We start from the raw sequence: 13,446 nt of genomic DNA, 5'->3' as shown, positions 1-13,446 counted from the left end.
CGTTCACGGGCATGACCTTGCTGGCGCGCCTACCGCGCTAACCAAACGGCTGATCGCCGCTTGGGTTTCGTCACCGCCGGGCCGGTCCAGATAGATGGATCGGCCCGGTTCCGTTTCTTCCAAAGCACCATCCGCCAGGGTACCGAACCATGAGCATCGATCTCGTTCCCATCCGCCGCGCCATTATCTCCGTCTCCGACAAGACGGGCCTGATTGATCTGGGCAAGGCGCTGGCCGCGCGCGGCGTCCATATCCTGTCCACAGGCGGTTCGGCCAAGGCGCTGGCCGATGCCGGGATCGCCGTGACGGAAGTGTCTGATCATACGGGCTTTCCGGAGATGATGGATGGGCGGGTGAAGACCCTGCATCCCAAGATCCATGGCGGCATCCTGGCCCGGCGCGATTTCCCCACCCATACCGAGGCCATGTCCACCCATGACATCCCCGGCATCGACCTGGTGGTGGTCAATCTCTACCCGTTCGAGGCGACCGTGGCCAAGGGTGCGGATTTCGAGACCTGTATCGAAAATATCGACATTGGCGGCCCCTCTCTGATCCGGGGGGCGGCCAAGAACCATGATTTCGTGGCTGTGGTCACCGATGCGTCGGACTATGCAGAGCTGTTGAGCCAGTTGCAGGCCAATGATGGCCAGACCACCCTGGCCTTCCGCCGCACGCTGGCCGCCAAGGCCTATGCCCGCACCGGTTCCTATGACGCCGCCATTTCCCGCTGGTTCGCAGGTCAGTTGGGGCAGGATTATCCCCAGCGCCTGACCTTTGGTGGCGAGTTGCGCCAGACGCTTCGCTATGGCGAAAATCCGCACCAGTCGGCAGCCTTCTACACCACCAGCGACCAGCGCCCCGGCATCGCCACGGCCACGCAGTTGCAGGGCAAGGAACTGTCCTACAACAACCTGAATGACACGGATGCGGCGTTCGAGCTGGTGTCTGAATTCGACCGCCCGGCCATCGCCATCATCAAGCATGCCAATCCCTGTGGCGTGGCCGAGGGCGACAATCTGCTGGATGCCTACACCCGCGCCCTGGCCTGTGATCCTGTGTCGGCCTTTGGCGGCATCATCGCCATGAACCGCACCCTGGACGCGGCCACGGCGGAGCAGATCGCCAAGCTCTTCGCCGAAGTGGTGATCGCACCGGATGCCGATGAGGCGGCCAAGGCCTTCCTGGCGACCAAGAAGAACCTGCGCGTGCTGCTGACCGGGTCCATGCCGAACCCGGCAGAGGTTGGCCTGTTCGTGAAGTCGGTGTCGGGTGGCTATCTGGTGCAGACCCGCGACAATGGCCGCATCGCCCAAGCCGACCTGAAGGTTGTGACCAAACGCGCGCCGACCGAGGCTGAACTGGCCGACCTGCTGTTCGCCTTCCGCGTGGGCAAGCATGTGAAGTCGAACGCCATCGTCTATGCCAAGGCCGGGGCCACGGTGGGCATCGGGGCCGGACAGATGAGCCGTGTGGACAGCAGCCGCATCGCCGCCTGGAAATCCGCCGACGCCGCCAAGGCCGCCGGTCAGGAAGAGGCAGGCACCAAGGGTTCGGTGGTCGCGTCCGACGCCTTCTTCCCGTTTGCCGACGGTCTGCTGGCCGCCGCGGATGCGGGCGTGACGGCGGTGATCCAGCCGGGCGGGTCGATGCGCGACGCAGAGGTGATCGCCGCTGCCGACGAGCGTGGTCTGGCGATGGTGTTCACCGGCATGCGTCACTTCCGGCATTGAGGGTTGGGGCGGGGGCGGTCCGGTGGGCCGCCCTCTGGCGGCCCTACCTATCCGGTAGCGCCGGTTCCGTGCCAAAGGGTCGGTTCAGGATCGACAGCACCTCCGTGGCCGCGAACAGGCGGTTACGGCGGTGGCCCGTGCGTTCAGTCAGCACTCCCATCGACACCAGTGTGTCCACCGCCTTTGCCGCAGCCGGGAATGTGATGTCCAGCCAACTGGCCAAGCGGTTGACAGTTAATACTGGATAGTCTGACAGCACATTGAGAGTGCGCAAGGCACTCGATCCACCGCGTAGCTTTCGCCGCTCAAGCCACAGCATCCGAAGGTGACGCAATGCTTGTCGAGTGGCGTTCAACTCCTGGACAGTTGCCACCACTGCTTCTGCCATGAACCCTGCGGCGGCACCCCAGTTCAGTTGCTGCTGGGCGGCCTTCAGATTGGCGTAATAGCGGTCCTTTCTCGCCTCGATATAGGGGGACAGGTACAGGGGCACCCGCCCGTCTGCGGCCATTATCAATGGCAGCAGAAGGCGACCCACACGGCCATTGCCATCGCGGAACGGGTGTACGGCCTCAAAATGTGCATGCGCCACCGCCATACGGGTGAGCAGGTTCTGGGTCTGGGCCTGCATGCCCTGGTTTCGCAAATAATCGACCGTATGCAAGAGGCAGCCTTCAACACGATCTGGCGGCGGCGGATTAAGGGTGGAGTGCTCAATACTCCTGCCGCCGATCCACACGACCTGGGCTCTCCATTCCCCTGGATTATCTTGGTAGTCGGGGTTATCGCGCATTACCTCTCGATGCAGTTGGCGAATGAGGTCAAGGCTAAAGATGTTGTGGCCAACGGCGCGTGCTTCCGGCACCAATCTGTCCAATGCCAAGGCATAGGACCGCACTTGACGGGCGTCATTCCGCGCGATGTCGTCGGCTGCTTCCTCGACGCTCAACACCTCGTCCAGTGTGCTGTTCGTGCCTTCGATGGCAGAACTCGACAGGGCTTCCTGGCGGGCAATGATCCGGCTGATAATCCAGGGATCGGAAATTTCCCGTGCCAAGGTTTCTACTTCCCGCAAGGCAGCTATTGCCTCTTCCATGACGGCTCGCCCATCCCCAATAGCAATTGGCTCCTCCGGTGGCGGCAGTGGGACAATCCCGTAGTGGCTTTCGTAGGGTGCTGGTAGCCTGACCAACGTTTGGCGAACGGCGTGGCATAAGGCTTCCCGATTCATCGGTCATAACCTTTAATATGATCTAGTTATCCACAGTTATAATTAATCTTATGATGGTAAGATACAATAAGAACCCTTATGTCACCCCCATATTAAACCTTACGCCTCCGGCCGATACAAAAAGGGCCGCCCCGTCGCCGGAGCGGCCCCTTCGTAACGCCCGTCAACCAGTCAGCGGATCAATGCCCGCTGCCCGACAGGTTCTTCACGATCTCTTCGGTCACCTTCTTGGCGTCGCCCAACAGCATCATGGTGTTGGGACGGAAGAAGAGTTCGTTTTCGACGCCGGCGTAACCGGCACCCATCGACCGCTTGATGAACAGAACGGTCTTGGCCTTTTCCACATCCAGGATCGGCATGCCGAAGATGGGGCTGGCCGGGTCGGTCTTGGCGGCGGGGTTGGTCACGTCGTTGGCACCGATGACATAGGCCACGTCGGCCTGACCGAAATCGCGGTTGATTTCGTCCAGCTCGAACACCTCGTCATAGGGCACGTTGGCTTCGGCCAGCAGCACGTTCATATGGCCGGGCATGCGGCCCGCGACGGGGTGGATGGCGTACTTCACCTCCACGCCTTCCTTCTTCAGAAGGTCGGCCATTTCACGCAGCGCGTGCTGGGCCTGGGCCACGGCCATACCATAGCCGGGGACCACGATCACCTTGGACGCGTTCTTCATGATGAAGGCGGCATCGTCGGCGGAACCGGCCTTGAAGCTGCGGTCGATGGCGGCACCACCGGCGGCGGCACCGGCGGCGGCGTCACCGCCAAAGCCACCCAGGATGACGTTGATGATCGACCGGTTCATGCCCTTACACATGATGTAGGACAGGATGGCGCCAGAGGCACCGACCAGCGAACCGGTGATGATCAGCAGATTGTTCTGCAACGTGAAGCCAATGCCCGCTGCGGCCCAGCCGGAATAGCTGTTCAGCATCGACACGACCACGGGCATGTCAGCCCCACCGATGGGCAGGATCAGCAGCAGGCCCAGCGCCAGCGCCAGGATGACGATGATCCAGAACAGCAGCGGCGACTGCGTGATGCACAGCAGGATGATCAGCGCGACCAGGGCGATGCCCAGGCCGGCATTCAGCATATGCTGACCCGCGAACACCAGCGGCTTGCCGCTGACGCGGCCATCCAGCTTCAGGAAGGCGACCACGGAGCCGGTGAAGGTGATGGCGCCGATGGCCACGCCCAGGCTCATCTCAATCAGCGAGCCGACATGGATGTCGCCGGTCTTGCCGATATTGAAGCTTTCGGGCGAGTAGAAGGCCGCACCGGCCACGAACACCGCGGCCAGACCGACCAGGCTGTGGAAGGCGGCCACGAGCTGCGGCAACTGCGTCATCTGAATGCGCTTGGCGATGACCATACCGGCGGCGCCGCCGATGGCGATGCCGGCGACAATCATGACCAGACGGCCAAATTCCAGCGACTTGCCGGTCAATGCTGGCAGCGCGATCAGCGTGGTGACGATGGCCAACGCCATGCCAATCATGCCGAAGCGGTTACCGGCCTGGGCTGTTTCCGGGCTGGACAGGCCTCTAAGGGCCAGGATGAACAGAACGCCGGAGGCGAGATAAAGAAGTGATGCGGTGACGAGCATGATGTTTTCTCCCCGATCACTTCTTGGCGGCGCCGGATGGCGCCTTCTTCTTGTACATGGCCAGCATGCGCTGCGTGACCATGAAGCCGCCGAAGATGTTCACGCTGGCCAGAACGATGGCCAGGAAACCCATCAGGGCGGACAGGCCGTTATCGGCGGCACCGGTGGCGATCAGGGCGCCCACGATGATCACCGACGACACCGCGTTGGTCACGGCCATCAGGGGGGAGTGCAGGGCCGGCGTCACCTTCCAGACCACGTAATAGCCCACAAAGCAGGCCAGGACGAAGACGGTCAGGCCGATGACGATGAACGGCATGCCGCCAGCATTGGCAAGCTGCGCCTCCAGCATCGAAATACGTTCGGTCAACTGGATCGCCTGATCGCGCGCGGCATCCAGATTGTTCAGCAGTTCCGCACCGCTGTCCGCATTGGCAAGGATCATGATTTGCTCCTCAGGCGGCGGGCTTGTTGAACGACGGGTGGACGACGGCCCCGTCACGGGTCAGGCCCGTGCCCTTTACCACGTCATCTTCCCAATTCATCTTCAGGCTCTTCGTGTCCTTGTCGACGAAGGGCGTGATGAAGTTCAGCAGGTTCTTGGCGTAGAGGGCGGAAGCGTCGACGGCGATGCGGCTGGGCATATTGATGCGGCCCACGATCTTCACACCGTATTTTTCCACCACCTGACCAGCCACGGCCCCTTCGACATTGCCACCCTGTTCACAGGCCAGATCCACCAGGATCGCCCCCTGCTTCATGGTCTTTAACATGTCGTCGGTGACCAGGACCGGCGCCTTGCGACCAGGGATCAGGGCCGTCGTGATGACGATATCCTGCTTCTTGATCGTCTCGGCGATCAGGGCTGCCTGCTTGGCCTGGTATTCCTTCGACATTTCCTTGGCATAGCCGCCGGCGGTCTGTGCCTGCTGGAATTCCTCATCCATGACGGCGACAAAGGTGCCGCCCAGGCTTTCCACCTGTTCCTTGGTGGCGGGACGCACGTCGGTGGCCGACACAACAGCCCCCAGGCGCTTGGCCGTCGCGATGGCCTGCAGGCCTGCCACACCGGCGCCCATGATCAGGGCGCGGGCCGGCGGAACGGTGCCGGCAGCGGTCATCATCATGGGGAAGGCGCGACCGAACTCGTTCGCAGCCTCGATCACAGCGCGATAACCGGCCAGGTTCGACTGGCTGGACAGAATATCCATGCTCTGCGCGCGGGTGATGCGCGGCATGAACTCCATGGCGAACGCGTCGATCTTGGCGGCGGCATAGGAGGCCACCGTGTCGGGCGCCCCGTAAGGCGACAGCCCCGCGATCAGGATGGCACCTTCCTTGATCAGCGCCAACTCGTTCACCTCGCCCTCACCCGCGGCCAGCGGACGCTGGACCTTCAGGATGATGTCAGCACCGGTCAGGGTGCTGGCGACATCGGCAGCAATCGTGGCGCCGGCGGCGGTGTAGGCTTCGTCGGTCAGTGCTGAACCCAGGCCGGCGCCTGTTTCCACCACCACCTCGAAACCCAGCCCGATATATTTACGCACCGTGTCCGGCGTGGCTGCAACACGCAGCTCATGCGCCCGGCGCTCCTTCGGAATGGCGATTTTCATGCGATCCGATTCCCCCTCTTGGAAAAGTTCCTAAAGTCTCGGCAGGCGACCCAGGGTGCCGGTGTTCCGTTTCAGGATTATGCCGGCCGTCATTATGGTTTCGCACGATGACGCATCCGGTAATCTTTGTGAAGCTTTCCGGGTGCGGCGCGTCATGGTCGGAAAGGCTTTTCCCGCCTGACGGAAAGGAATGAGGAGGGGCAGCGATAGGATCGGTCGGACGCCTGTCACGCCGATTTTGTAGTGGGTTCCCGGTAATTCTGTAACCAACCCCGAAAATCGCCAATGGGAATAAGGCATTAAGATGTAAGCGTTTTTATGGTAACCGGTTACCATGACGGATGTAACGCCGTTACCGAAATTGGCCCCGCGACCAAAGTCGTTCTTGCGCATCGCGTTGGTTTTGCGGGCCGTGCATGGAACCGTTGTTATGCGGTGACCGGAGGGGACGGTTGCATCCAGCCCAGGGTCGGAAAGCCAGGCTGGACCGCATCCGGCGGGTGGGGCAGAGTGTCGCCAGACCCAAACAGAGCCATAATTCCCCATGACCGACCCACAGATTCCCGAAAAACACGCGCTCGCCGACGCTGCCCGTTCCCTGTTCAAGGAATTGACCGACGCGGGCCGCCCCGTGGTGGGCACCGGTATCGGTGAGGGCAATATCTTTTTGCGTGTGGCCGGCCCGGACCATGGGGCACCGGCAGCGTATCGTGGTTACCCGGTCGTGGTGCTGACCGATGAGGGCATCAAGCGGTAATCCGCGTCATTTGCGGGACATGCCACCGACTCGACCCGAGACAACGGAAGCTTGATCGTGATATAATTTGTACTAGGTGTATCTGCAAGCTCCGGAATAATCATGCGAGTAGGCAACTATATAATCTTCGCTGTTAATATATTGATAGGATCATTCTGTATTTACTTCTTTGTTTCACGAGGGTATGGGCCATCCCCGGCAGATGGATGGAAGTATAATGAAATCGTTTCTTTGCTTTTTGCGGCAGCTACGTTTGTGATGGCGGCCCTAACTATTGTGTTGGCGGTGCTAGCTGTTGCCGGATACACTGCGATCAGAACAATGGCCAAGGAGGCTGCCGAAGCTGTTGCTAGTGCTGAAGCGAAGAATGTGGCTACTCAGATCGCCCGGGATACAGCCACCCCTGTTGCAGAGCGTGCTGTTCGCGAAGCTATCGCTCAAACCGGAATAGTGAAATACCAGACCGATGAACTTGTATCAGCGCTTTCTAATGAGTAAGGTGCCAATTATGACTCAGAAAGATCAGGTAAACCCAAGCGATGTCATTGCATCACACCAGCGATCGGTGCCTGTAGATCCATTTAAAATAGCCAAAGACTTAGGTATTGCCGTTTTTTTTGATTATGGAATGGACAAGAATATTGCGGGAAAAATAAAAAGAGTCAAATCTAAAGAGATAATTGATGGATTTCAGATATTTATCAATGCAAAAGACGCACCTAGTCGTCAAAGATTTACCCTGGCGCATGAGATTGCTCATTATGTCTTACATAGGGATTTAATTGGTGATGAGGTTGTGGATAGTGCTCTTTACAGAAGTCCATTGGGAGACCAGTTGGAAACGCAAGCCAACAGGCTTGCAGCTGAAATTCTGCTTCCAGCGCAGGCTGTCAGGGCTCAAGTATCAGTGGCTACTTCTCTAGGGGCGTTGGCAGAGTATTTCAAAGTATCAGAGGCCGCACTCAGGATCAGGCTGCAGGAGATCGGTCTCTAGAATTTTGTTTACAGTATGTTGTGTCATGCGGGGGTGGGTATACCTCATTCTGTGTTCGTATCTGCATGTGGCGTTGACTCATAGCGATAAACATAGCTAATGTTCAGCTCGCGACACGCGAGGCATAACATGCGTTACTTGCTCGGGAAATCAGTATCCCTTTTAGACATCCTGAAAGCCGGTCAAGAGCCATATCACTTGGCCCTAAGAAGGCTGACCAACTTTTATGATAGTAAGGGAATGGGCTATTATTCGGTGGCCAAGAGGCTTGTTGCAGAAATAATTAAGGGGCTCCCGCGCAGCGCGGCAATGGTTGTTCTCAATAAAATTAGGGACTCTAGGAAGCGTGAGCTAAATATTGCTTATATTGATGCCGTTTATGATTTGATAAATAAAAATGACGTCAGTTTCGTTTGTTCAGTTAGTAAAGATTATGCATATCAGGGGCGTGTTGCCAGGACTCGTATTGTGCCAGATGCTATAGTGAGATTGAACGGTGAATTGGCGGTCTTAATCTTCCAGCCCAGGGTTAGCTTACAGCTTGATGCTGTGACATGTGCCATGGCAAACGAGATTGTGATGTCTACTTGCTCGAGGTCTTTGGAAGATGTAAGAAGGCTCGTAATGGTTGATGTCCATAGTGATCGCATTTCTGATGGTCAGATTTTTACCGTAGAAGAGGTTATGGCTGCTCGCAGTAGAATTGAAATGATATCGCAGGTACTTCGCGATATAGCCGATAATAAGATGAGTAAATCGACTTCTGAGGATGCGGATATTGATGTGGGAGTTCTCAATCCGGTGTTTCTGTAGTTTTTCTGATGTTTTGTTGGGGCAACGCGCTCGCCGATAGTTCGTACCCGAATTTAGCGTCTATTTGAGCCAAGCCACCCGGTCGGGAACGCCAGCATCGGCGACAGGTGCGTCTTCCTGCGCGTGGGCGGCCTGGATCACGACGCACCGGCGGAGTATCGCGGCTACCCGGTTGTGGTGCTGATCGATGCAGAGATCAAGCGGTGATCTGCGGCGGCGAATGGCGCTGCCGCAGAACCGTGCTCACACCCGCACCCACTCCATATACCAATTGGCGTCCCAGGTTTGGCCGCCATCGCGTGAGACGGATTGATACCAGCGGTGGCTGGTCGGCGTGATACGGTCCCAGATGCCGCGCACCTTGATGGGCTGATCGCCATCCATCTCGTCCGCTTCGAACACGCCCTCGCCATGGCGGAAAGTGCCGGTCAGGCCCGGCGTGGTCAGCACACCGTTTTTGGCGTTCACCCAGACGTCAGACCAGATTTTGCGCTCCACCTGCAACAGCCGGATGCCCACGCCGGCAAAGTTGCGGGCGGGAATGCGCAGTTCCTCGATACTGCCGGCCCCGTTGAGGATGGTCCAGCAGGTGGCCTCGCCTGTGAATTCATCCCATTCGCCGGTTTCGGGCTTCAGGCGGCGATGGCTGATCCGCCATTCGCCGGCCAGAAAATTAAAATCACCCGCTTTCCCCGCCGCCGGTTCCGCGGCCGCCGCCGGGAGTGTAGCGGTGGCCACGCCCACGGCCAGCCCCAGAGCCGATTGCAGCATAGGCCGTCGCGCGATTACGCCGGTCTGATCACTCATTTTACCCTCCATCTTTGTGGGCCCCCGTTTGCCGGGCGACGGCGCAATTGTGACGCGCTATACCTGACATCCTGTGTCAGGTAATTGCGTGAAGGGTCGAATAATGCGGGCCAGCCGGTTGCTTTCCCTGCTGTTGCTGCTGCAATTGCGCGGCGGGCAAACGGCCGCGCAATTGGCGGCCGAACTCGAAGTGTCGGAGCGCACGATCTATCGCGACATTGACGCGTTGAGTGCAGCGGGCGTGCCTGTCTATGGCGACCGGGGCCCAGGTGGCGGGTTCCAATTGCTGGAAGGGTACCGCACCCGCCTGACCGGGCTGGCCAGTGACGAGGCGGAGGCGATGTTCACCATCGGCCTGCCGGGGTTGGCCGGGGCACTGGGCGTGGGACAGGCCGCGGCACGCGCCTGGAACAAGCTGATGCTGGCCCTGCCGGCCCCGGCGCGAGAGGAGGCGGGGCGCATGGGCGACCGGTTCCACCTGGATGCCGCCGACTGGTACCGCGTGGCCGAACCCACCCCCTTCCTGCCCGACCTGGCCCGTGCTGTGCTGGATTGCCGACGGGTGGTCATGCGGTACGAAAGCTGGAAGGGTGAGCGCGACTGGACCCTGGATCCGCTGGGCCTGGTTCTCAAGGCGGGCGCCTGGTACTTCGCGGCCCTGACCAGCGACCGTCCCCTTGTCTTCAAAGTCGCCGCCATCCGGGCGCTGGAGGTCACACGTACAGGGTTCGTGCGGCCCACTGATTTCCATCTTCCGGGTTTTTGGGCACAGCATCTGGCGGCGTTCGAGGAACGGCTGCGGCCTGACCGGGCGCATCTGTGGGTCAGCGCGCGGGGCCGGGATTTGCTGTCCCGGCTGGGTGCCTACGCGGCGCAGGCCGTCGCAGCCGCAGGGCCCCCGGATGCGGACGGCTGGGCTGATCTCACCCTGCCGTTCGAGACCATTGATCAGGCGGCCCGGCTGCTGCTCGGCCTGGGGCCAGAGGTCCGGGTGCGGGCACCGGATGCGGTGCGGGTCAGGATCATGGAGATGGCGCAGGGGATTGTCGTGCAGATGCAGACGCCGCCCCCTTGACCCGCTGACCCGTCCCCGTCACACTTCAAACAATTGTTTGAACGAACCTGCGGGAGGAGATGACATGCCCAAGGCGTTGCTGTGCAAAGGGTTTGGCCCACCGGACAGTCTGGTGCTGGAAGAGGTGGAGGCGCTGCCACTGGGCGCAGGGGAGGTGCGGATTGCCATCAAGGCGGCAGCGCTGAACTTTGCCGACACCCTGATCATCGAGGGTAAGTATCAGGAGAAGCCGCCCTTTCCCTTTACCCCCGGCATGGAGTGCGCGGGCGTTGTGACGGAACTGGGTGACGGTGTTCGGCACCTGAAGGTCGGGCAACGGGTCATGGCGCTGTCGGCCACGGGCGCGTTTCGCGAGGAAGCGGTGGTAGAGGCGGGTGCCGTCCTGCCCATTCCCGATGGGATGGATTTTGCCACTGCCGCCGGCTTCCCCGTCGCCTATGGCACCTCGCACCTGGCCCTGACAGACCGGGCGCAGTTGCAGGCGGGGGAGACGTTGCTGGTCCTGGGTGCATCGGGCGGGGTTGGCCTGACGGCGGTAGAGATCGGTAAGGCCATGGGCGCGCGGGTCATCGCGGCGGCGTCGTCGCCGGAAAAGCTGGCCGTGGTCAAGGCGCATGGTGCGGATGAGGTGATCGACTATACGGCCGAGGACCTGAAAGCCCGGCTAAAGGCATTGGCGCCCAAGGGTGTGGATGTCGTGTTCGACCCGGTGGGCGGGGATTATTTCGACGCGGCCCTGCGTAACATCGCCTGGTGCGGGCGCATCATCACCATCGGCTATGCGGCCGGTCGCATCCCGCAGGTGCCGGCCAATCTGCTGCTGGTCAAAAATTGTGCGGTGCTGGGCCTTTTCTGGGGAGCCTATCGCAAACATAACCCGCAGCGCCTGGGCCAGAGCCTGATGGAACTATTGGCCCTGTGGGGTCAGGGCAAGCTGCGGCCGCACGTGTCACACGCGCTGCCCATCAAGGACTATGCCCAGGCATTTCATCTTTTGTCAGGGCGCAAGGCGACGGGCAAAGTGGTGCTGACGCTGGGGTGATTGTCGGCTGCGCTGGCGCTTAAGCGACATTCAACAGGCTGGCCCCAAATGAAAACCGCCGCACCGGGCGCCCGGTGCGGCGGTCATTCATTCAGGCCGGAGCCTGCAACTTACTGGATGCTCTCGCCATGCAGGGCCAGATCCAGACCGTCACGTTCCGCGTCCTCGTCAACGCGCAGGCCGGTGATGGCCTTGACGACGTAGAGGATGACGGCAGTGGCAACAGCCGACCAGACAACCGTGGCCAGGATGCCCCAGATCTGGGTCCAGACCTGACCGATATTGCCTTCCAGGGCGCCAGCGGTCCCGCCGATAGCAGCCTTGGCAAAGACGCCGGTCAGGATGGCGCCGACAATGCCGCCAACACCATGCACGCCCCAGACATCCAGGCTGTCGTCATACTTCAGGGCATGCTTCAGCGTCGTGGAGGCGAAGTAGCAGATGATGCCAGCGGCAATACCGATGCCCAGGGCCCCATCAACACCAACGAAGCCTGCCGCCGGCGTGATGGCAACCAGACCCGCCACGGCACCGGAGACGGCGCCCAGGACAGAGGGCTTACCCTTCACACCCCATTCCACAAACATCCAGGCCAGGGTGGCCGACGCGGCAGCGACCTGCGTCACCAGCATGGCCATGCCCGCACGGCCATCAGCGGCAACCGCGGAGCCGGCATTAAAGCCGAACCAGCCCACCCAGAGCATGGCCGCACCGATCAGCGACAGAACCAGGTTGTGCGGCTTCATGTCCGACGTGCCATAGCCCTTGCGCTTGCCCAGGATGATGGCGGCCACCAGACCGGCAACGCCGGCATTGATATGAACAACGGTGCCGCCGGCATAATCCAGCACGCCATCGCCCATTAGGAAGCCACCGCCCCACACCCAGTGGCAGACCGGGCTGTAAACGATCAGTGACCACAGTGCCGTGAACAGCAGCAGGGCCGAGAATTTCATCCGGTCAGCAAAGGCACCGGTGATCAGCGCCGGGGTGATGATGGCAAAGGTCATCTGGAAGGCAATGAACACCGATTCCGGGATGGTGCCGGAAAGGCTGCCAACCTCCAGGCCGGACAGGAAGGCCCGGCTCAGGTCACCGATATAGGCATTGCCAGGACCGAAGGCCAGGCTGAAGCCGACAACAACCCACAGCACCGAAACCAGGGCCGCGATGGCGAAACTCTGCATCGCCATGGTCAGGACGTTCAGCTTGCGGACCATGCCGCCATAGAACAGCGCCAGACCGGGAATGGTCATGAACAGCACCAGTGCCGTCGACGTCAGCAGCCAAGCGGTATTGCCGCTGTCCAGCGTCGGGGTCGGTGCCGCGTCCTGAGCGAGGGCCACACCCGGAACTAATGCCAGGCACGCCGCGAAAAGGGTCTTCAACATACGATTCATCTGGCTCCCCATTCTTGTGGGCACGGGGCCGACCGGCCGCCGCACACGCCGCTGCCCCTCTATTCAAAGTCCGTGCCGTTGTGCAAAGCGGCGGAATCCCTACGCTCGGACGCTGGTGTCGCCTGACTGAAATTCATCGCCGCCGCTGCGACTCCGGACGATCGGTGGGGATTTGCCCAAATATTGGGCGGTTTCTATCGGAACTTTTTTTGGAAAAATCCAAGACAAACAATTGTTTATGTGGATATGCCCCATTCGAGGCACCTCGATTCAGCGGCTAAAAATGTGTCAGATTAAAAATTAGGCAAACATTCGAGTGCATGCGGGTTTCCCAGGGAGCATCGCCGAGTTGTGTGCTCTTCGCCATTTCG

The 13,446-nt window shown here is 60.4% G+C and carries 13 protein-coding genes; 7 read left to right on the top strand and 6 right to left on the bottom strand.

Annotation, left to right across the window (positions count from 1 at the left end; genetic code table 11):
• The first annotated feature begins 149 nt into the window (after positions 1-149).
• On the top strand, positions 150-1,733 hold the full coding sequence (purH, locus tag CHU95_RS10175) for a bifunctional phosphoribosylaminoimidazolecarboxamide formyltransferase/IMP cyclohydrolase (protein ID WP_094456221.1): 1,584 nt from the start codon (positions 150-152) through the stop codon (positions 1,731-1,733).
• A gap of 43 nt (positions 1,734-1,776) precedes the next feature.
• Here the strand turns inward: purH and CHU95_RS10170 are convergent, their stop codons facing one another.
• The 4 genes from CHU95_RS10170 to CHU95_RS10155 all read right to left on the bottom strand — a co-directional run bounded on the left by CHU95_RS10170 (position 1,777) and on the right by CHU95_RS10155 (position 6,187).
• Positions 1,777-2,829 carry a Fic family protein gene (locus tag CHU95_RS10170; RefSeq protein ID WP_245838107.1) on the bottom strand — a complete coding sequence of 351 codons (1,053 nt, stop codon included), beginning with the start codon at positions 2,827-2,829 and terminating at the stop codon, positions 1,777-1,779.
• Between the two features lie 314 nt (positions 2,830-3,143).
• Complete coding sequence (locus CHU95_RS10165) at positions 3,144-4,574, bottom strand: NAD(P)(+) transhydrogenase (Re/Si-specific) subunit beta (protein ID WP_207762438.1); 1,431 nt, start codon at positions 4,572-4,574, stop codon at positions 3,144-3,146.
• A 16-nt stretch (positions 4,575-4,590) separates the two neighbouring features.
• On the bottom strand, positions 4,591-5,019 hold the full coding sequence (locus CHU95_RS10160) for an NAD(P) transhydrogenase subunit alpha part 2 (protein ID WP_094456218.1): 429 nt from the start codon (positions 5,017-5,019) through the stop codon (positions 4,591-4,593).
• Positions 5,020-5,029: 10 nt separating this feature from the next.
• Positions 5,030-6,187, bottom strand: a complete 1,158-nt coding sequence (locus tag CHU95_RS10155) for a Re/Si-specific NAD(P)(+) transhydrogenase subunit alpha (protein ID WP_094456217.1) — start codon at positions 6,185-6,187, stop codon at positions 5,030-5,032.
• Between the two features lie 544 nt (positions 6,188-6,731).
• Between CHU95_RS10155 and CHU95_RS10150 the strand changes: the two genes are divergently transcribed.
• The 4 genes from CHU95_RS10150 to CHU95_RS10140 all read left to right on the top strand — a co-directional run bounded on the left by CHU95_RS10150 (position 6,732) and on the right by CHU95_RS10140 (position 8,751).
• A complete protein-coding gene (locus CHU95_RS10150; RefSeq protein ID WP_094456216.1) occupies positions 6,732-6,944 on the top strand; it encodes a hypothetical protein in 213 nt (70 codons plus the stop codon).
• Positions 6,945-7,046: 102 nt separating this feature from the next.
• Positions 7,047-7,442 carry a hypothetical protein gene (locus CHU95_RS22080; protein ID WP_133065500.1) on the top strand — a complete coding sequence of 132 codons (396 nt, stop codon included), beginning with the start codon at positions 7,047-7,049 and terminating at the stop codon, positions 7,440-7,442.
• Between the two features lie 10 nt (positions 7,443-7,452).
• Complete coding sequence (locus CHU95_RS10145; protein ID WP_165772113.1) at positions 7,453-7,938, top strand: ImmA/IrrE family metallo-endopeptidase; 486 nt, start codon at positions 7,453-7,455, stop codon at positions 7,936-7,938.
• Between the two features lie 129 nt (positions 7,939-8,067).
• Positions 8,068-8,751, top strand: coding sequence for a hypothetical protein (locus CHU95_RS10140; RefSeq protein WP_133065499.1), 684 nt, complete (start codon positions 8,068-8,070; stop codon positions 8,749-8,751).
• 243 nt (positions 8,752-8,994) lie between these two features.
• Here CHU95_RS10140 and CHU95_RS10135 read toward each other — a convergent pair whose 3' ends face one another.
• Positions 8,995-9,558, bottom strand: coding sequence for a hypothetical protein (locus CHU95_RS10135; RefSeq protein WP_133065498.1), 564 nt, complete (start codon positions 9,556-9,558; stop codon positions 8,995-8,997).
• Positions 9,559-9,661: 103 nt separating this feature from the next.
• Between CHU95_RS10135 and CHU95_RS10130 the strand changes: the two genes are divergently transcribed.
• Positions 9,662-10,633: a helix-turn-helix transcriptional regulator gene (locus CHU95_RS10130; protein WP_094456212.1), complete on the top strand. Its 972-nt coding sequence runs from the start codon at positions 9,662-9,664 to the stop codon at positions 10,631-10,633.
• A gap of 64 nt (positions 10,634-10,697) precedes the next feature.
• Positions 10,698-11,675, top strand: coding sequence for an NADPH:quinone oxidoreductase family protein (locus tag CHU95_RS10125; protein ID WP_094456211.1), 978 nt, complete (start codon positions 10,698-10,700; stop codon positions 11,673-11,675).
• Positions 11,676-11,785: 110 nt separating this feature from the next.
• On the opposite strand, the gene CHU95_RS10120 is transcribed toward CHU95_RS10125, so the two are convergent.
• Complete coding sequence (locus CHU95_RS10120; protein WP_281255158.1) at positions 11,786-13,075, bottom strand: ammonium transporter; 1,290 nt, start codon at positions 13,073-13,075, stop codon at positions 11,786-11,788.
• Between the last annotated feature and the right edge of the window lie 371 nt (positions 13,076-13,446).

Source organism: Niveispirillum lacus (assembly GCF_002251795.1).
Taxonomy (GTDB): Bacteria; Pseudomonadota; Alphaproteobacteria; order Azospirillales; family Azospirillaceae; genus Niveispirillum; species Niveispirillum lacus.
Note: the sequence above shows the minus strand (reverse complement) of the source record. Positions and strands in the feature narration are given on the sequence as shown.